This is a genomic window from Tolypothrix bouteillei VB521301 (assembly GCF_000760695.4).
GTDB lineage: Bacteria > Cyanobacteriota > Cyanobacteriia > Cyanobacteriales > Nostocaceae > Scytonema > Scytonema bouteillei_A.
In genome coordinates, this window is sequence record NZ_JHEG04000001.1 from 7811597 (window position 1) to 7830323 (window position 18727).

Below are 18727 nucleotides of genomic sequence, written 5' to 3' on the forward strand. Positions count from 1 at the left end.
TCTCAATCCACCCGTTCGCTCATTCTATTAATCATCAATTTCCATCAATCCAATAAATCGGGTTGGTCATGAGTAATTTCATCCCATAAATACTGGAATCCGCGCCAACCTGCTTCATGAGTTCCGTTACGTTTTTGAATCTCTAAGGCGAGGTCGCGGTCAATGAGAATGGGTTTACCGACAGCTTCTGCTAGCAATTGAGATTTAGCTGCATCTTCTAGACGGATGAACCACCAAGCAGCTTCGTCTACACTGCGTCCTACGGTTAACAATCCATGATTGCGGAGAATCGCAGCTTTGCGATCGCCTAGTGCTTGAGCAATGCGTTTTCCTTCACTTGTCTCTAGCACAATACCTTTGAAATCATCAAATAAGGCATGATCTTGGTAAAAGGCAGCAGAATCTTGGGTAATGGGGTCGAGCAATCGACCCAGCGATGACCACGTTTTGCCATAGAAGGAATGAGCATGAGCCGCAGCGATAATATCTGGGCGGGCTTCGTGGATTTGTGAGTGAATAGCAAAAGCTGCTTGATTGAGTGCGCCATTACCTCGAACAACTTCACCTTGAGGATTTACCAAGATCAAGTCGGAGACACGAACCCGGCTGAAATGAATCCCAAAGGGGTTTACCCAAAAATGGTCAGTGAGTTCGGGGTCGCGAGCTGTGATGTGTCCTGCTAGCCCGAGAGCAAAATCGAAGCGGGCAAAGATTCGCAAAGCAGCAGCTAAACGTTCTTGGCGATGGCGACGCTCTGCTTCCACAGAGGTAAAGGTTGGTGGCTTTGTCAAGCTACCATTGCGGACGAGAGAAGTTTGTACCATAATTCTCAGCTCCTACTAAAGTAATTCTAGGAATCCCCCGTGGGGTCTTCCAAGCGAGGGTATCAAGAATGCACTGTTGCTTCTACCTTCTTGTTATTCTTCTTCAAAACAGTTGGTAATTCACTAGTGAAGGGCTCACCTTCAACCACCTGCGAGCGGAAACCATCGGGACCAACTGGAATATCACCAGTGATTGTGGTGCGATGGAGTACCCGCTCAACTTCTATATGGTCTATATCTTGGGGAGCTAAATGCGCGGTGGCGCGGTTGTCCCAGAATGCAATATCACCGTTATTCCAACGGAAGCGGGTAGTGTAAGCGGGCTTAGTAATCTGGTTAAAGAATAACTCGAGCAGGAGATCGCTCTCCTGTGGTGACACGTCAAGAATGTGCGAGGTGAAGCCAGGGTTCACGAACAGTGCGCGTTCCCCTGTCTCCGGATGAACTCGCACCACCGGGTGAATGGAAACCTGGGGATTGGCTGCAATGCGCTGAACAAGTTTGCTGTTGCTGGATAGTCGCAAACGTGCATTGAAGCGATGTTCTGCCTTCAATGTGTCTGCTAGCGCCCGCAGAGGTGCTGATAAACCCTCATAAGCCGCAACTAGATTAGTCCACTGTGTATCACCACCAAAGCTAGGAACGTCAACTGCACGCAAAATTGACGCAGCAGGCGGGTTAACAACTGCTGTCACATCCGTGTGCCAGCGGTTCTCGTAACTGGAACGGCGCAAACCGTTGCGTCGCTCATAGCGGCTGCGGTCAATGGGTAGTATTTGTTCAAAGCCTTCAATCGGCTCATCCTCATGTGGATGTGCGTAAGTTACTTCGCCGAAACGAGCCGTGAACGCAATTTGTGCGGCGCGATCGATGTTCTGACCGCGAAAGAACACGACTTTCCACTTTAACAATGCTTGACGAATTTCTTTAACTGCATCATCATGCAGGGGACGCGAAAGATCCACCCCGCCGATCTCGGCACCGATGAAACCAGCTACTTGTTTGACTTCAATATGGTTGTAGCTCATGTGAATTATCCAAAGTTTTACCCATAGGACGGTGTTCGCACTCGTTCACTTCCTTTGTGTTGCGATCGAGTGCAAGGAAGATATCAAAGGTAGCAATCTACTCTGTCAAGTTTAAATTGAGGGCTGCTCATTTAAGTTCGGAGTTGCGCTGTCTTCGCTAAAGCACAACTCCGAACTCCTCAAAACAACATTGACACTCTAGATCGTAGCTCTAAAAATATATTATACGATAAATTGATAAAATTACCGTATTATTAAATTAACCCAGTGCAGTGTCTTTCCTCCTGTCGTGCTCAATTCATTGAAAGCACCAGAAAACCCGCTCGCTACGTTGGGTAAGGCAGAAAGCCGCCCTATCACTTGGGGCACGCACAATTACGAAACACTTGCTCGTGCCCGAGAGCAAGATGAAATCCAGTAAAAACTTTTCCTTATTTGCTTAGCTTAAACCTATGTCAACTAGCAGCAAAACTGAAAAATTGGCAATTAGTGAATTATGGTACACCCGGTGTCCGGTTCCTACTATTTCCGGGGTGGCTTTGGATTTAGGATGGTTAGATCGGACTTTTGCTAAAAATGGTATTTCCTTCAAGTCCTTACGGGCTGCTGAAGAGCGTTCTGTTCGCGAGTCTCATTACGATCACAAACTCAAAGGGTTGTTTCGCGAGGGCGGTAATATTCCGGCGATTTGGGCTCGGGCTACTGGGAAGGATACCCGCGTTATTGGCTTAACCTGGGTAGATGAATACCAAGCAATCCTCACTCTACCAAATTCAGAAATAGCTCAGCCAGCAGATTTGCGGGGGCGGAGGTTGGGATTACCACATCGGATTGAAAGTCAAATAGACTTCTCCAGAGCAATGGCTTTGCGGGGTTTCTTGAGCACTCTGTCGCTAGCTGATTTAAATGAAACTGATGTTCAATTTGTAGATATCAACGCCCAGCAAACAGACTTACGAGAACTGGGAAGTACTAACGTAGAGCGGAGTAATTTTTATTCTGCAGAAGTTACAGCCTTACTGCGAGGTGAGGTAGATGCTATCTATGCTAAAGGTGCTCCTGGTGTGGATTTAACTGTCGAACATGGTTTTCAAGTTGTCTTCAATTTAGGAGATCATCCCGATCCTCTGGTGCGCGTGAACAACGGTACTCCCAGAACGATCGCAGTTAATGCGGATCTTGTAGAACAGCATCCAGATTTGGTGGTTCAGTACTTAGTGTGTCTTTTGCAAACCTCAAAATGGGCGGAAACTCATGCTCAAGAGGTGGTTAGAATTGTCTCACAGGAAACAGGGGGCGGTGAAGAAGCAGTTCGGAAAGCCTATGGAGCCAGGTTGCATCAACGCTTGCAACCAAGTTTATCAGAGGAATGGATTGCCGGACTTAAGTTACATAAAGACTTTCTTTTGAAGTGGGGATTTATCCCAGCAGATTTCGATCTTGATGCTTGGATTGTTCGAGAGCCCTTGCTCGAAGCTGAGAAATTAGCCTTGAATCTCCCGGAACCTGTTTTTGCCTAATTATTAAGTTTGAGGCTTCTGTAAAGAAAATTCTGATGATACGGAGTTGCGTTCAAAGATATTACGTGTTGATGGGACAAAGGAGACACGGGAGAAAGTAAGATGTACGAACGCAACTTGGTATGAGTTTGTCGTTAACGAAAAACGTGCTTGAAAATTCAGAATAGAAGCCCCAATCACAAAAAGCAAACCGCTTCCTTAAGTGCTTTTGAACTAAAACTTATCATATTGGAAGGTAAAAATTATGGAAGTTCTTTGGTATTTAACTGCACCAGATGGTCCATATCCTTGGAATAAAAAGGGAGCACGCAAAATTGATTATGCATATATGCAGCAGTTAGCGCGGGGAATTGACCACCTGGGTTACTCTGGCGCACTCCTAGCAACGGGCGTACACGATACCTGGGTATTAGGTTCCTCACTGATTCCGTTTACGGAACGGATGCGCTTTCTGGTTGCCGTACATCCTGGTTTGTTATCGCCTACTTTGTTTGCTAAGATGGCGGCGACTTTCGACCAGTTTTCTAAGGGTCGGTTATTAATCAATATTATCAACGGTACATCCAATACAATGGCTGCTTATGGCTTGCATCTTTCCCACGATGAGCGCTACAGCCACTGTGATGAATACCTTACAGTTTGGCGCAGGCTAATGGCTGGGGAAACTGTAGACTTTGAAGGAAAGTATATTAACGTCAAGCAAGCTAAGATAGGAATACCTACAGTACAATCGCCCTATCCTCCCTTATGGTTTGGTGGTTCGTCTGATGCAGCCTTGGAAGTTGCAGCCAAACATATAGATACTTACTTAACTTGGGGTGAAACTCCACCCCAAATTGCTGAACGAGTCGCAACAATGCGATCGCTCGCAGCGAAATACGGTCGCACTTTGCGATTTGGAATTCGCCTCTATGTAATTGTTCGAGAAACTGAGGAGGAAGCTTGGAAGGCTGCTGACTGGTTACTTCAGCATATGGATCGAGAATCAGTGATGAATATACAAAAAATGCTGAATAGCGGTGACTCAGTCGGGCAACAACGAATGTTAAAGTTTCATAGCGGTCAGATTCCTCAGAACGTTAAAGACTTAGAAATTTACCCCAACCTCTGGGCGGGTTTGGGTTTGGTGCGTCCCGGTCCCGGTACTGCCGTAGTGGGCGATCCTAAGACTGTTGCTGCTCGCCTCCAAGAATACGCCGATATTGGTATTGAAACTTTCATCATCTCGGGTATTCCTCTGATTGAAGAAGCTTATCGAGTTGCCGATTTATTGTTGCCACTCCTGCCAATTTCTCGACCGGGCGATAACCAAACTCCTATCAATGTTCATGTTCCTACCTGGAGCAGTATCAGAGAAACTGTAGGGGCTATTTCCTCTGCTAAAGACATTGCTGAATCTGCCAAAGAACTGGGTTGATTTGAGAAATTCGCCTTCAATTTTACAGTATAATGAAAGATCGAAATATATTCGAGACTGAATTCCTTAACTACCGCATCAAACGTCGTAGTTTACCCACAACATTATTTTTCCTAACATCTGCCATAACAGTTGCCTGTAATCGCGATACTACCACAACCAGCAATTCCACTTCCCAGTCTTCCGTAGCGAATAGCTCTGCTCTTTCAAATGTGGCAGATACCAGCATTCAAGGTACGAAAGCTCGAATAGGCATTATTAGGGGACCCGGACCTTATTACTTGGCTAAGGTCAAAGGCACTCTGAATCAATACTTAGAAGCTAAAAAATTTGGGGTACAGTGGTTAGGTCCATTTCCAGCTTTTGCACCTGCTGTTGAAGGTTTGAATGCTGGTAGTATTGACTTTACAGGTGGTAGTACTACAGCTGCTATCTCGGCTATGGCAGGAAATTCACCGTTCAAGATTTTTGGGTACCAAGTCAGTGGTAAAGATGGATCGGGGATTTTGGTCCCGAAAAACTCTTCGATTGCGACGGTAAAAGATCTAGTCGGTAAAAAGGTGATTGTAAATCGTGGAGGTACTGGCGAGTATCTGCTAGCAAAAGGTTTGGAAAAAGCAGGAGTTTCTATAGACCAAGTGCAGCGAATTTATCTTGGTCCGGCAGATGCTGCTCCTGTCTTTGCTTCAGGAAAAGCAAGTGCGTGGGCGGTGTGGGGAACTTTTTTTGCTAATGCAGCAGTTAAAGATAGTGCTAGGATTTTAGCTACAGCGGGAGAGATTGATTCGGAGAATGATGGCATTTATATTGTTCACAATGCATTCTTGGAGAAGCATCCGGATATAGTGAAAGCTGTTTATGATGTCCTGGTACAAGAAAGTAAATGGGTGTTATCAAATGCAGCCCAGGCAATGCAAGTCTATGGTAAGGAATTTAAGCTTTCTGAGAGCGTACAAAAGTTTATGAGTGAAAGGGTAGAGGGAATACCAACACCCGTCGGTGCAGCAGAAATAGAAAAGATGAATCGTGTCAGTGACTGGTTTTTTAAGCTGGGCATTATTCCCAAAAAGCCCACTATAGAAAACTTTGTAGTTGATGTCACCAAGATATAAACGAGCAATAACGTGCTTTTTTACTCTGCAATCGGCATTATTTCAGCTAATTCACTCGGTTTATTGTGAAAACAAGGAGGAACATTATGACTCATTCAATTCGCATCGGTGTCCATGTCAATAACCTCTCAGTATTTACACTCAGCAGAAAACCTGAGTTATTAAAAGATTTGCTTGAGCCAACGGGAGTATCAGCACAGTGGCTCCCAGAAACAGGTGGGCATCAAACAGTAAAGCTCTTAAAAACAGCAGAAATTGATATTGGTGCAACAGGTACAACTCCACCAATTTTGGCACAGGCTCAGGGAGTACCAATCGTTTATTTGGCTACATCTCAACCTCGCCCAGTTCAGGGAGCAATTGTTGTCCTGGAAAATTCGCCCATTCAAAGTGTGAGCGATTTGAAAGACAAGACTGTCAGTTTAAGTGAAGGGTCTTACCAACAACATTTACTAGCGATCGCTCTAGATAAAGTAGGGCTTACCTATCAAAATGTCAAAACCATCCCCCACACGGCTGATTCACTCCAAGCCTTTCTCAATGGTGAAATAGATGCTTGGATAACATCAGATCTACATTTGGCACAAGTTCAGAAAACCCATCAAGTGAGAGTACTGCTTTACAGTTCTGAGCTATTTAGCAATCGCTCTGTTTACTTTACCCATCGCACTTTTGCCGAGCAACACCCAGATGTCTTGTCAGCTTTTATCCGAGCACTAGAACGAGTCGATCGCTGGATTGCCACTCATTTTACTGAAGCAGCCGAACTACTAGCCAAAGAAATTAACAACGGCATTGATGCCCGAGGCTGGGAACAGTCTCTAAGAAAAAGACCTTGGGGTCTTGTCCCACCTTCGCAAGAGTTTATTGCCGAACAACAATACGCAGCTGATGTTTTCTATCGTTTTGGTTTGCTGCCCAAGAGTATTAATGTTTCTGAAGCACTATTGACCGATCCCCTGAGTGTCTTTGAAGCCAATCTTGCTTTAGCTAGCAGATAGCTGTATTTTTCGGAAGCGCGATCGCTTTACTGTTACCGAAGCACGCAGTAAAGCGATCGCGTTGCACTATATCGTATTACCTCGCTTTATTGGGAATGCCAGAAAATACAAATAACTGTTGCTCTTTAGGTGCGGGTAAATTTTCACCAATGTAACGGTTAATACCTACACCCATGTCTCCCGTAGCGGTAAGTTTGAACTTCACTTCTTCAAATTCAAACGCTTGCAAAAATTTCCGCACATTCTCGGAGTAGGGAATTCCGTTAGAGTGTCCCCGAGTCCAGATAGCAAAAGCACCTTGTTTGCTTAGAAACCTCAAATTGTCTAGCAACCGTTTGAGCTCGGCTTCATCGGCTAAATTGCCGAAGACACCACACACAATAACGATGTCTGCTGGTACTGCTCCTACATAGTTAGCGGAGATAGTTGCATCACCATTGATAAATTCAATTTGCTTTGCTAAACCTAATGATTCTATAGTTGCTTTTCCACGTTCAACTAGATTCGGGTTGAGTTCAACGAGTCTTGCATAAACCTCTTGAGCGCGGGGGTGATTTGCTAGGGTTCCTAATAAATCCCGTCCATCACCAGCACAAACACTCACTACGCGGATTCTTCCTGCTGGAGATGCATCCAAGCTGTAGGATATGTATTCCCGCACGATTTCCAGACGCTGTTGTAATTTTGGTTCCGTATTATAGAGATCGTGCCATTCCAACCAATCTTTTGGCATAAGGGGTGATTCCAATTTCTTGCAAAATGTGGCTTTGCAGAGTGACAAGCACGCTGTACTTCGGTAAACTACAATAAATCTATCGATTAAAAGTATTTTACAATGAAGGCATAGTATTATAAAAATTCATTCAAAATTAAGCCTGCAGGAAATACCAATCAATTCTTGCTTCCCCTGCTGCTCCGTAGCAAACTTATGCTCTAACTAACCTCATAACTGCGATCGCCCAAATCTGGTCCTGTGCTGGTAACATTGGGCTCCAAAATGCTTAACTAATGGTTTAGCAGATGTTTGTAAAGTCTATCGTTGTATCAAGATCCTCTTTAATAAGGGGGACTTGAAGAAAAATTTCCCCCCTTTTTAAGGGGGGCTAGGGGGGAGCTAAAGTTTTGGATACCTCAGCCACTACTTTCAAAACGTCCTCTTAGGGTTACATAAGTTTGATGTTAGGAGAAAAAGGTTGGGAGGGTGAGGTTTGTAGAACCTGCGTTATGTTATTTGCAAGCAAAGTCAGAATTTCAATACTATAAATACGATAACCTACATTATTTACCGTATTATAAATTTTAAGATTAAGCGTAAAAGCACAATATATGTCGAAAAAACTCTTATCAGTCAGATTTCGGGGAATTTTCAGTAGCTTATTACAGAGACTATCTAGAATTCGTATATTGGCTCTATTCTTTACAGTAGGACTAATCTTGAGTCCGGCTGTCTCTGTTTTTTCTTTCAGCAATACAAGTCACTCTGGGCTAACGCTAGCACAGAATCGGGCAAATCAAAGCGTTGTGATTCGCATTGGCTACCAAAAAGCAGCAACTGTTCTTAACGCTTTGAAGACAAAAAAAGACTTAGAGAAAGCTTTGCCTGCTGGTTCTAAAGTGACATGGACAGAATTTCCAGCAGGTCCGCCAATGTTAGAGGCAATCAATGCTGGAAGTATTGATTTTGGGTACACAGGTGAATCACCGCCTATATTTGCCCAAGCAGCTGGTACTCCCTTGGTTTATGTTGCTTACGATCCTTGGAGCCCAAAAGCAGAGGCTATCATCGTACCGAAAAATTCACCCATCAAAACTGTAGCGGATCTTAAAGGCAAAAGAGTGGCTTTTGCAAAAGGCTCAAATACTAACTATCTAGTGGTAAAAGCTTTAGAAAAAGCAGGATTAAAGTACAGCGATATTAAGCCAGCTTTTCTCACACCTCCCGATGCTCGTGCAGCATTTGAAGGTAACAATGTGGATGCGTGGGCTATTTGGGACCCGTATTTAGCTGCTGCTGTCGCTGCGACAGGCGCACGCACTCTGACTGATGGAACGGGACTTGTATCGAATCGCGGTTATTATCTTGCAGCCAAATCTTTTGTCCAGAAGCAACCATCAGCGTTAAAAACAGTTCTGGCTCAAGTGAAAAAAATCAGTGACTGGGCGCAAAAGAATCCCACAGATGTCGCGAAATTTCTCTCGCCAGAATTGGGTATTGATGCTGCTGTCTTGGAGATCGCTGAAAGGCGGCGCAAATATGGAGTACTACCGATGACAAAAGAAGTTATCGCTGGACAACAGCAAGTAGCTGATGCTTTCTACAAAATCAAGCTCTTGCCAAAACAAGTTTCTGTCAAGGAAATTGTTTGGCAGGGTAGTTAAATTTTAGCATTATCATTTTAATTTTTCACAAGAAGAATAACGATGAATGGTTTTGCCACGTGAATTTGAAAAAGACGAGTCAGGGAAAATGGTGTTGTTTAAACGTGCTACTGAACCTTATAGGTTGGAGTTGGATTTAGGACAAGAGGTTGATAACGTAACTGTTAGGTAAGATGAAAACCCAATTTGTCAAGAACCCAACTATAAGAGCTAAAGAATGGATGCTCCTCTTCATTCTGTCTTTATTATGGGGCGGTTCTTACTTTTTTATTAAAATTGTTCTTGTGGAACTCCAACCGTTTACGGTAGTATTAGGTCGTGTTAGCTTTGCTGCGATCGCTAACTTAATTTATTTCCGTATACTTGCTGTTGCAGGTGCAACTAACGCCTCGTTGGTAACGTTTTTGATTCCAATCAGTGCGCTCTTACTTGGTGTATTTGTCCTTGGAGAAAGGTTGGATTGGAATACTTTTGCAGGTATGTCACTCATTTTTACAGGATTAGCCGCTATTGACGGAAGGCTCTTGAGATTACCATAAAAACTATTGACCTTACTAAATACATTGGAATCTACGTGTTAGAACTTTATAGCTACTATCGTTCAACAGCTTCATATAGAGTCAGGATTGCACTAGAGTTAAAGAAAATTCCTTATTTGTATAAAAGTGTTTCTGAATTAAGAAAAGGTAAACCAGAGTTTACAATAAAATACCAAAAAATTAATCCTCAAAAATTGGTTCCTACCCTTATTGATGGTGAAGCTGTTATTACCCAGTCATTAGCAATTGTTGAATATCTAGAAGAATGTTATCCGCAACCTGCACTTTTACCATCAGACATTTTTGCACGAGCTTATACAAGACAAATTGCCCTTTTGATAGCTTGCGATATCCATCCCTTAAACATCATGAGAGTTCGTAAATACTTGACTGAACCGATAGGTTTAAATCAAGCTGAAAAAATGAATTGGTATCATCACTGGCTGGGGGAAGGTCTAAACGCACTTGAAAATATTCTAGATAACAGTAGATTTTGCAGCAATTTTTGTTATGGTGATACTCCAACAATCGCGGATGTATTTCTCGTACCTCAGGTTTATAATGCCGAGCGATTTAAATACCCTTTAGAGCCATATCCTCATATTCGCCGAATTTATGAAATATGTATGACTCATCCCGCATTTATTGCCGCACAACCGCATTTACAACCTGATATTGTGGAGTACAATCCAGAGGATGAATATTAAAAAATAAATTTGTCTTTTGCCAATCTTTTGCATTAAAATACAGCGAGTAGGAGAGTATCTTGCTTTTTACCTGTAACCGTGCCAATATTAATATTACTAAATTTTAATCAATTAACCGTATATTATTAGATTTAGTCTAACTTACAACTTCTGAGAGTCCTAGTAAGAGCGAAAATCGCAGACAGTTGTGTTGGTATGAATGATTTGAAAGATGTGTTTCTCGCTCTTCTATAATTTTGACCTGATGCCAGGGAAGCTATCTGAGCTTTACATTGCTTGCCCAAAAAGTTTTATTTCGGTTGCAGTTAGTCACAGCAGCAAGCAGCATAGCTGTTGATACACATCTATAAGGAGAACGATCGCGCATGACTTCTATTAAACGCCGTCACGTACTAAGTCTGAGCCTTTCAACAGTTGCTTCATTCGCTTATAAGTCCCTCGCTTCCACACGCGAAGCAACATCTTATGCAGTAGATTTAGCTCAAGCAAATCCAGGCTCAACCAACACGAGCAAGAATGCGTCAAAATTGCGTCTCGGCTTTCAGCCACCTTATGTGACAGTGTTTGCAATGCGAGAGCAAAAACTATTGGAGAAGGCATTTGCGGGACAGCCAACTAGTTTTGAATACCGCCGAATGCTGTCGCTGAAGCCAGTTACCGAAGCATTAGCAGCCGGAGCTTTAGATCTGGGTTTAGGTGGTACGCCAATCCCCGCCATCGCAGCAGGCTTACCTATTCGTGTTATTGCCCTCGTTGAGCGCAGCCCGAAAACCCATGCCTTACTAGTTCGACCTAACTCGCCTATCAAAAGTATTAAGGATTTGAAGGATAAGAAAATAGGGACGCCTACCGGACGAAGCCATTTATTGGTAGTGCGAGTACTAGAAAGCATTGGACTAAAAGATACTGACGTAAAGTGGGTTCAGTTAGAAAATGATGTAGGTCGTGCAGCATTGCTATCGGGAGCGATCGATGTTTGGGCAACCTGGGACCCCTTTTATGCCAGCGTACAAGTCGCGAAAGAGGCAATTGCGATCGCAGACGGGACTCAATATGTTTTGAACTATGTGGCGCTGTTTGGACGCACAGAGTATATAGAACAGAATCCAGAGACTGTGCGACGGTTTCTTAAAGCCTATCAACAAGCAGTAAACTGGGTCAAACAAAACCGTCAGAAAGCAGTAGAGATCTTAGTTAGAGAAAATAAACTTGCGCCGGAAGCCGCTGCTTTAACACTGTCGCGTCGTAACATACTGTTGCAGCCGCCCAATCAAGAGTATCGCACCGACCTTGTAAATCAGTCAAAACTACTGGCTCGTTTGGGACTTATCAAACAGGAGCCAGATTGGAGTCAGGCGATCGACACAAAATTGGCTACATCTATTAAAACCTGACATGGTTTCAGATTTAAGTATTTTGCCTGTTTTTCATAGAAATTGATACCTTAATTTTGAACTTTAAACAAAAAAACTAGTTTGCAAATTCAGTAATTTAGGTATCGGGAATAAGAAATTGATTATTTTCTACTCCCCACCGAACCTTTTGAACAGCTTAAACCTAAACCGAGCACAACAAAGAGATATTCATATGACACACAAACTCGCAGCAACAGAATATCCCATTCATGACTTGATTCGCCGTCGCTGGAGCCCCAGAGCATTTGCCGACCGTCCTGTTGAGCAGGAAAAACTACTTACCCTGTTAGAAGCAGCTCGTTGGGCACCTTCTTCCTACAACCATCAGCCCTGGAGTTTTATCGTTGCTACCAAAGATGACCCAACGGAGCACAAGCGTTTACTCAGTACTTTAGCTGAATTGAATCAAGGTTGGGCAAAAAATGCTCCCGTGTTAATACTCGCCGTTGCTAAACTGTATTTTGATGATGGAAGAGTAAATCGTCATGCGCTACATGATGTCGGACTTGCATTAGAAAATTTAGTGATTCAAGCCACCGCTTTTGGTTTATCGGTCCATCAGATAGCAGGATTCAATGTGGAGAGCGCTAGAAAACAATATAAGATTCCTGAAGGCTATGAGCCTACTACAGCACTTGCAGTCGGTTATCCTGGCGATCCCCAAAGCCTTTCCAATGAGCTACGCGAACGAGAACTAGCACCTCGCATCCGCAAGCCTTTGAAGCAGTTGGTGTTTTTTGGAGAGTGGGGAAAAGCTTCACCTCTGCTGGCAGCAAGCAGCCATCGCTAACCCACAAGCGATCGCTACCTAAAAGAATGAGAACGTCTTTGTTGGCAAAACAATCGGTCACTGCTTACTCAGGAGGTTGGTTCAACCTCCTGAGTAAAAAACTTTGATAAACTAATTATTAGCTTTACAAAAGCTAAATATATATCTTATTGTTAAGGAGCTTGAATTTCCCTATACTTCATGAGAAGCTATAAAATTAAAATACGGTTAGTTTATCGATAAAGTGCATTTTTGTAAAACCAGCATTCTACAGACAAATCATTGTCTTTGCCTTTGTCCAAAAGCTTATGTAGAGTTTGATAGCTATAGATTCATGTTTTTTGTCTTAATGGCTGGTAAAAACAAATTTTGAAAATTAAGGGGTGAAGCTCGTGAGCGTAAATCAATTAGCCCACAAACAGCTATCTACTACTAACTCCGCTCAAAATTTAGAGACGGATGTCTTGGTGATTGGTGGTGGTCCTGCAGGTACTTGGGCAGCTTGGAGTGCAGCAACCAGTGGTGCAAAAGTCGTTTTGGTAGATAAGGGTTACTGCGGTACAAGTGGTGCAGCCGCAGCATCAGGAAATGGTGTGTGGTACATTCCACCAGAGGTCGAACAACGCGAATCAGCAATGGCAAGTCGGGAAGCAATGGGAGGATTTCTTGCCAACCGCCATTGGATGACTCGCGTTTTAGATCGAACTTACGACAATATTAATTCACTGGCAGATTGGGGTTATCCCTTTCGAGTTGATAATAACGGAATGGCCATCCGTCGCTCTTTGCAAGGTCCGGATTACATGCGCTTCATGCGGAAAAAGATTAAGCAAGCAGGAGTGAAAATTTTAGACAACAGTCCAGCTTTAGAGCTGCTTGTAGATGCAGAAAATACTGTTGCAGGCGCATCGGGTATTAACCGCCAATCTGGAGAACGTTGGAAAATCCGAGCAGGGGCAGTTGTTATTGCGACAGGAGGTTGTGCTTTCTTAAGTAAGGCTCTCGGTTGTAATGTGCTGACTGGAGATGGTCTGTTAATGGCAGCAGAGGTTGGTGCAGATTTCTCTGGTATGGAATTTTCTAATGCTTATGCTATTTCTCCTAGCTTTTCCTCTGTCACCAAAACTCGTTACTATGACTGGGCATCCTTTACCTACGAAGATGGCACGGTCATAGAAGGTGCAGGCTCCAAGCGCGGTCGCTCTGTCATTGCCAAAACTTTGCTGACTCAGCCAGTTTATGCCCGCCTCGACCAAGGTGTCGATGAAGAAACCAAAGCATGGATGCGGGCGTCTCAGCCTAACTTTTTTGTTGTCTTCGATCGCGCTGGAATTGACCCCTTTACCCAACGCTTCCCCATCACTTTACGCTTAGAAGGAACTGTACGCGGTACGGGAGGAATTCGGATTGTAGATGACACCTGCGCCACTTCAGTCAGCGGGCTTTACGCTGCGGGAGATGCTGCAACGAGAGAGCTAATATGTGGTGGATTTACGGGTGGAGGTAGCCACAATGCAGCTTGGGCAATGTCATCTGGGTACTGGTCCGGTCAGTCAGCAGCTACCTATGCTTTGAGTTTGGGAGAGAAAGCAACGCAGCGCAAAGTACGAGGCGTGGGTGAAGTTGGATTGCAAAGTGAGGGCAACCATACTTTATCTCCGGATGAAGCGATTTCAGCCGTTCAAGCCGAAGTTTTTCCTTACGATCGCAATTTATTCCGTACTGACTCAGGCTTAAGTGCATCTCTAGACAAACTTAATGACCTCTGGCAATATCTCCGCAACAGCCAAACTCCTACCGATAACAAAGTCATCCGCATGCGAGAAGCTGCAGCAATGGTCGCCACGGCTCGTTGGATGTACAACAGTGGTTTGCAACGTCAAGAAACTAGAGGAATGCACAAACGGATGGATTATCCCCAGCAAGACCCAAACCAGCAGTATCGGCTGTTAAGTGGAGGAGTAGACACAATTTGGGTCAAACCCGAACCGGCAGTTGCAAGCAAGCAATTAGTTGCAGTGTGATTCAACAAAGATAGGAGGCAAACTATGAGTTCAAGCAATCAAGTTTTAGACAGACCGATTTCCAAAGGCTTGCCCTTTGTAGAGGCAAACCTCAATTACTTAGTCCCTATGGCAGAAAGACCTGTCAATTACACTTACGAACCGCCATCAGGGATTCCCAGGCATAATGGAACTTATCAGACACACAAATTTCCAATTTACAATGCTCGTTCCATCTCAGAGAACATAACTCTGGATCGAGAAGGCTTTGGCTTGAAAGAGCATAATACTAGCGTGCGGAACTTTTATGACGAAGATGAGGTACGCCACGTTTACTACCCAGAAGCAGAGCAATTATTGAAAGAAGTAACGGGTGCAACACGGGTAGCGATCTTCGACCATACTCTTCGTAACGTCCAAAGGATGAAGCCAGGAGAGAATAATATTAAAGAACCTGCCAAACGCGTACACAACGATTTTACTGCCAAATCCGGCTATACTCGCGCACGCTTGGAATTAGCAGCAAGAGGGATTGATAATATTGACGAGCTATTGCAACAACGCTTCGCCATCATCAATGTTTGGCGGGCGATCGCTTCTCCAATCCAAGAGTCACCATTAGCAGTATGTGACGCGCAAAGTATTGCAACAACAGATCTTGTGGCTACTGACCTTGTTTATCGCGATCGCGTTGGTGAAACTTATGCGCTCTTACACAATCCGAGACATCAGTGGTTCTACTTCCCACAAATGCACAGAAATGAGGCACTCTTCATTAAGTGTTTCGACTCTGCAGAAGATGGACGCGCACGTTTTGCAGGTCATACAGCCTTTAACGATCCGACAAGCCCACCAGATGCTCCACCACGGGAAAGTATCGAACTGCGAACATTCGTTTTTTATCCCGCATAGCTGCGGATGCGTCACTTAACAATGCTAAGTACCATCGCTCCCCAACTCTTAACTCTTCCTCATACTTTACTTCTTTTTAGCACTGCTTTCATTGCAGGCGGATTAAATGCTGTAGCGGGTGGTGGTAGCTTTATTACCTTTCCAGCCCTCATTTTTACGGGTGTACCGCCAGTTGTAGCAAATGCTACAAATAATGCTGCTATATGGGTAGCTGCTTTAGCAAGTGCTGGAGCTTACCGGAAAGATTTAGGAATCAAACGGCAAGTTTTTTTGCTCTTATGTGGCATAAGCCTGGTTGGCGGTGTTATCGGCTCCTTAGCTTTGTTGTATACTTCGGCTGATTTTTTTAAAAAACTGATCCCTTATTTATTACTGTTAGCAACACTAGTATTTACTTTTGGTGATTTTTTCAGGAAATGGCTTCAGATTCAAAGCCAGAAGTCATCTCCTGAATCCGTACCTTTACGAAATTTAGTGTTGGCTCAACTAGCGATCGCTATCTATGGGGGTTTCTTCGGTGCGGGGTTGGGGATTTTAATGCTAGCTACCTTATCGTTTTTAGGTATCAAAAGTATTCATACTATGAATGCCTTTAAAACGTTTTTGGGGAGTTGTGTAAACGGCATTGCGATTGTCCCATTTATTTTTGCAGGTGTCATTGCTTGGCAGCAAGCAATTTTAATGGCTGTAGGCGGTTCGTTGGGAGGTTATGTCAGCGCTCATTACGCACGTCAACTAGACCCCCAAATGATTCGGAGAGTTGTCATAATCGTTGCTTTTAGCATGACTATTTACTTTTTCATTTACGGTTAGAAAGCAAAAAATAGGAATTGGTGCAGGCAGGAGGAGAAAACAACAAAACCGTTTTTTATACCGAACCTGTCTAATTTTACAGATTTTGTTGTGTAATGCGATCGCAAGGGGATGTGTTGTGAAGATCGTTCTACCCATAGAACTAGCTGCTGATATCGAGCCACTGTTACCCTCAGACATTACATATGTGCATATAGACAGTGATGGTAACTTTGAAGGCGATCCACGGGAAGCTGAAGTTTATCTCAATGGGTTTCAGTTGAAAAATACGACCCTCCATAAAGTACTGGCAGCAGCGCCTGGAATTCGCTGGCAGCATACACCAAGTTCTGGCGTGAATCATATCCTCACGCCTACTTTTTTAAAACATGATATAGTTCTTACAAATGGTTCGGGAGTTCATGCCATTCCTATGGCAGAATTTGTGCTGAACTTCATGCTTTTTTACGCAAAAAAAGTTCAAAAATTGCAAGAGTTACAGATGAACCACTACTGGTATAAGTGGTTGGAACTGGAAGAATTGTACAACAAAACTCTGTTAATTATTGGTACGGGAAATATTGGTCAAGAAATTGCCCTGCGTGCCAAAGCTTTTGGAATGAGAATTTGGGGTAGCCGCCGACATCCCGAACCATTACCAAATTTTGACAAAATAGTTGGTGTCAATGAGTGGCGATCGCTTCTTCCACAGGCAGATTATGTAGTTGTTGCGACACCTCTTACTCCAAAAACCAAAGGATTAATAGATGCAGAAGCATTACGGTTAATGCGTCCGAGTGCTTATTTAATTAATATTGCTCGGGGTGCAATTGTAGATGAATCAGCATTGCTCACTGCTCTGGGAGAAGGTTGGATTGCAGGTGCTGGATTAGACACCTTTGAAACAGAACCATTACCACCAGAAAGCCCTTTTTGGTCTTTATCCAATGTATTTATTACTCCTCATTGTTCGGCACTAACTCCACAATTGCGTCAGCGTATTGTAGCATTATTTCTTGATAATTTAGCACGCTATCGTAGCGATCAACCTTTACGCAATGTTGTAGATAAAACAGTGGGTTATTAAAACTCAAATTACTGGCTTGGAAGAGAGAGCGAGGCGTAGAACTTGGAGGGAAGAAGATTTTCATTTGCTTTGGTATATGCAGTTCATGCTTGGGACTCAGTTAATGGTTTTTCAATAAACTGCACTAAAAAATAGTGTCCAACAGTTACAGTTAACTTCTAACAATGGTACACCTATGTTTCATGAGATAGAAAGAGAATTGTCAGATGGGGAACCTTGGTCATTTAGGCATCAGCCAAAATTCCCAATCCAGCTTCAGTTACTTGTAGAGCAACAACAGGGAAGACAAGATGTCTGGGAAATACCAGAGAAAGAAGCATTAACAAAAAAAACACAAATTAAGCTATACAACTCACAACTCGCGGAGTAACCTATGACAGCAACCTTAACTCGTCGGCCTTGGACAGTTGAATTTGAAACAGAAACTATCGATAGATTAATTGATAAACACGCTCCCCAGATTCCTAAAAAGCGGTTGCACGAAGCAAAACCCATTCAGACAAAAGAAGAACTGGAAAATTTTTACCAATTTCGGATTGGTGGTGCAGCCCACGACCTATTTATTGTTCAAGTTTGTGCGAAGATCGTTAACCAAATACCCGATCCTGAATTGCAGTTATTTTTAAGCCGTCAATTGGGCGATGATGGCGCACACGCTGAAAATACCCGCAGGCGTGTAGAGGCATTATTTGGTCATGACCCCATTGAAGATATTCAAAAGCAAGTGCAAAAGCACTGGGATTTTATGGGGGACTTACCGATTCGTAATTGGTTGGGTTTTTTAGCCTTTGAGTTACATTACGAACATCATATTGTTGTCACTGCCATATTAAATCGTCGCTTGTCACGGTTGTACGATCCAGCATCAGCAAACTTTGCAACAGAGAGAATTATCCCAGACGAAGCATTCCATCGTGTGGGAGTGGTGGAATGGTGGCAGCGTAAATTTGACAAAGCTTCGCCTGCAGAAAAAGCCGAGCTAGTAGAACAGGTATTGGCAGTTGATGAAGAAGGTCAACGACGACGAAATACTTACCTTAAAGAACACGGTCAAATTACCCGTCGCGCCCTTGGTATTGAAGTTGAAGGTTCGGATTTAATTTATGATGCTTGGCGGCGAGAAGTACTTGCTTATTTCTTTAATCTCCCTGAGACACAGCTCCCAAAACTCGTCAGTATTAACGATGAAACATCTTTAGTATTCAATACTTAAAAGGCATTT

At 43.5% G+C, this 18727-nt stretch carries 19 protein-coding genes; 16 read left to right on the forward strand and 3 right to left on the reverse strand.

The features are described 5' to 3' along the window. Positions 1 to 44: 44 nt before the first annotated feature. Both HC643_RS32025 and HC643_RS32030 read right to left on the reverse strand, forming a co-directional pair. Positions 45 to 824 (reverse strand): class II aldolase/adducin family protein, encoded by a 780-nt coding sequence (locus HC643_RS32025; protein WP_038074282.1) that lies wholly within the window; start codon positions 822 to 824, stop codon positions 45 to 47. Between the two features lie 62 nt (positions 825 to 886). Next, positions 887 to 1852 carry a TauD/TfdA dioxygenase family protein gene (locus HC643_RS32030; protein WP_038074280.1) on the reverse strand — a complete coding sequence of 322 codons (966 nt, stop codon included), beginning with the start codon at positions 1850 to 1852 and terminating at the stop codon, positions 887 to 889. A gap of 452 nt (positions 1853 to 2304) precedes the next feature. On the opposite strand from HC643_RS32030, the gene HC643_RS32035 reads away from it, so the two are divergent. From HC643_RS32035 to HC643_RS32050, 4 genes are all read left to right on the forward strand, one after another. After that, on the forward strand, positions 2305 to 3372 hold the full coding sequence (locus HC643_RS32035; RefSeq protein ID WP_063779562.1) for an ABC transporter substrate-binding protein: 1068 nt from the start codon (positions 2305 to 2307) through the stop codon (positions 3370 to 3372). 244 nt (positions 3373 to 3616) lie between these two features. Then, complete coding sequence (locus HC643_RS32040; protein ID WP_038074277.1) at positions 3617 to 4789, forward strand: LLM class flavin-dependent oxidoreductase; 1173 nt, start codon at positions 3617 to 3619, stop codon at positions 4787 to 4789. Positions 4790 to 4821: 32 nt separating this feature from the next. Then, complete coding sequence (locus tag HC643_RS32045; RefSeq protein WP_050046616.1) at positions 4822 to 5901, forward strand: aliphatic sulfonate ABC transporter substrate-binding protein; 1080 nt, start codon at positions 4822 to 4824, stop codon at positions 5899 to 5901. Positions 5902 to 5987: 86 nt separating this feature from the next. After that, positions 5988 to 6902, forward strand: coding sequence for an aliphatic sulfonate ABC transporter substrate-binding protein (locus HC643_RS32050; RefSeq protein WP_038074274.1), 915 nt, complete (start codon positions 5988 to 5990; stop codon positions 6900 to 6902). 76 nt (positions 6903 to 6978) lie between these two features. On the opposite strand, the gene HC643_RS32055 is transcribed toward HC643_RS32050, so the two are convergent. Further along, entirely contained in the window at positions 6979 to 7635 is a 657-nt protein-coding gene (locus HC643_RS32055) for a class I SAM-dependent methyltransferase family protein (RefSeq protein ID WP_038074271.1), read from the reverse strand. A gap of 593 nt (positions 7636 to 8228) precedes the next feature. Here HC643_RS32055 and HC643_RS32060 point away from each other — a divergent pair. From HC643_RS32060 to HC643_RS32110, 12 genes are all read left to right on the forward strand, one after another. Beyond that, the gene (locus tag HC643_RS32060) at positions 8229 to 9281 is read left to right on the forward strand and encodes a sulfonate ABC transporter substrate-binding protein (protein WP_038074269.1); all 1053 of its coding nucleotides are present in this window, start codon (positions 8229 to 8231) and stop codon (positions 9279 to 9281) included. Positions 9282 to 9327: 46 nt separating this feature from the next. After that, positions 9328 to 9453 carry a hypothetical protein gene (locus HC643_RS42245; RefSeq protein ID WP_272899983.1) on the forward strand — a complete coding sequence of 42 codons (126 nt, stop codon included), beginning with the start codon at positions 9328 to 9330 and terminating at the stop codon, positions 9451 to 9453. Position 9454: 1 nt separating this feature from the next. Beyond that, positions 9455 to 9820, forward strand: a complete 366-nt coding sequence (locus HC643_RS32065) for an EamA family transporter (RefSeq protein WP_038074266.1) — start codon at positions 9455 to 9457, stop codon at positions 9818 to 9820. Positions 9821 to 9855: 35 nt separating this feature from the next. Continuing rightward, a complete protein-coding gene (gene maiA / locus HC643_RS32070; RefSeq protein ID WP_038074263.1) occupies positions 9856 to 10527 on the forward strand; it encodes a maleylacetoacetate isomerase in 672 nt (223 codons plus the stop codon). 365 nt (positions 10528 to 10892) lie between these two features. Beyond that, positions 10893 to 11921 carry an ABC transporter substrate-binding protein gene (locus HC643_RS32075; RefSeq protein ID WP_038074260.1) on the forward strand — a complete coding sequence of 343 codons (1029 nt, stop codon included), beginning with the start codon at positions 10893 to 10895 and terminating at the stop codon, positions 11919 to 11921. 193 nt (positions 11922 to 12114) lie between these two features. Continuing rightward, a complete protein-coding gene (locus HC643_RS32080; RefSeq protein ID WP_038074258.1) occupies positions 12115 to 12732 on the forward strand; it encodes a nitroreductase family protein in 618 nt (205 codons plus the stop codon). Between the two features lie 371 nt (positions 12733 to 13103). Next, positions 13104 to 14735, forward strand: a complete 1632-nt coding sequence (locus HC643_RS32085) for an FAD-dependent oxidoreductase (protein ID WP_038074412.1) — start codon at positions 13104 to 13106, stop codon at positions 14733 to 14735. Between the two features lie 24 nt (positions 14736 to 14759). Then, positions 14760 to 15626 (forward strand): CmcJ/NvfI family oxidoreductase, encoded by an 867-nt coding sequence (locus HC643_RS32090; protein WP_038074253.1) that lies wholly within the window; start codon positions 14760 to 14762, stop codon positions 15624 to 15626. Positions 15627 to 15632: 6 nt separating this feature from the next. Further along, positions 15633 to 16439: a sulfite exporter TauE/SafE family protein gene (locus tag HC643_RS32095; RefSeq protein ID WP_050046615.1), complete on the forward strand. Its 807-nt coding sequence runs from the start codon at positions 15633 to 15635 to the stop codon at positions 16437 to 16439. A 118-nt stretch (positions 16440 to 16557) separates the two neighbouring features. Next, positions 16558 to 17505, forward strand: a complete 948-nt coding sequence (locus HC643_RS32100; protein ID WP_038074252.1) for a D-2-hydroxyacid dehydrogenase — start codon at positions 16558 to 16560, stop codon at positions 17503 to 17505. Between the two features lie 175 nt (positions 17506 to 17680). Continuing rightward, on the forward strand, positions 17681 to 17875 hold the full coding sequence (locus HC643_RS32105) for a hypothetical protein (protein WP_038074250.1): 195 nt from the start codon (positions 17681 to 17683) through the stop codon (positions 17873 to 17875). A gap of 3 nt (positions 17876 to 17878) precedes the next feature. Continuing rightward, positions 17879 to 18718: a hypothetical protein gene (locus tag HC643_RS32110; protein WP_038074246.1), complete on the forward strand. Its 840-nt coding sequence runs from the start codon at positions 17879 to 17881 to the stop codon at positions 18716 to 18718. Positions 18719 to 18727 lie beyond the last annotated feature (9 nt).

Bases quoted from the DNA above. Each gene is read 5' to 3' on its own strand.
- HC643_RS42245 (WP_272899983.1), top strand. From the start codon at position 9,328: ATGGTTTTGCCACGTGAATTTGAAAAAGACGAGTCAGGGAAAATGGTG.
- HC643_RS32080 (WP_038074258.1), top strand. From the start codon at position 12,115: ATGACACACAAACTCGCAGCAACAGAATATCCCATTCATGACTTGATT.
- HC643_RS32030 (WP_038074280.1), bottom strand. From the start codon at position 1,852: ATGAGCTACAACCATATTGAAGTCAAACAAGTAGCTGGTTTCATCGGT.
- HC643_RS32045 (WP_050046616.1), top strand. From the start codon at position 4,822: ATGAAAGATCGAAATATATTCGAGACTGAATTCCTTAACTACCGCATC.
- HC643_RS32040 (WP_038074277.1), top strand. From the start codon at position 3,617: ATGGAAGTTCTTTGGTATTTAACTGCACCAGATGGTCCATATCCTTGG.
- HC643_RS32025 (WP_038074282.1), bottom strand. From the start codon at position 824: ATGGTACAAACTTCTCTCGTCCGCAATGGTAGCTTGACAAAGCCACCA.
- HC643_RS32050 (WP_038074274.1), top strand. From the start codon at position 5,988: ATGACTCATTCAATTCGCATCGGTGTCCATGTCAATAACCTCTCAGTA.
- HC643_RS32110 (WP_038074246.1), top strand. From the start codon at position 17,879: ATGACAGCAACCTTAACTCGTCGGCCTTGGACAGTTGAATTTGAAACA.
- HC643_RS32065 (WP_038074266.1), top strand. From the start codon at position 9,455: ATGAAAACCCAATTTGTCAAGAACCCAACTATAAGAGCTAAAGAATGG.
- HC643_RS32075 (WP_038074260.1), top strand. From the start codon at position 10,893: ATGACTTCTATTAAACGCCGTCACGTACTAAGTCTGAGCCTTTCAACA.
- HC643_RS32090 (WP_038074253.1), top strand. From the start codon at position 14,760: ATGAGTTCAAGCAATCAAGTTTTAGACAGACCGATTTCCAAAGGCTTG.
- HC643_RS32105 (WP_038074250.1), top strand. From the start codon at position 17,681: ATGTTTCATGAGATAGAAAGAGAATTGTCAGATGGGGAACCTTGGTCA.
- HC643_RS32095 (WP_050046615.1), top strand. From the start codon at position 15,633: ATGCGTCACTTAACAATGCTAAGTACCATCGCTCCCCAACTCTTAACT.
- HC643_RS32035 (WP_063779562.1), top strand. From the start codon at position 2,305: ATGTCAACTAGCAGCAAAACTGAAAAATTGGCAATTAGTGAATTATGG.
- HC643_RS32060 (WP_038074269.1), top strand. From the start codon at position 8,229: ATGTCGAAAAAACTCTTATCAGTCAGATTTCGGGGAATTTTCAGTAGC.
- HC643_RS32055 (WP_038074271.1), bottom strand. From the start codon at position 7,635: ATGCCAAAAGATTGGTTGGAATGGCACGATCTCTATAATACGGAACCA.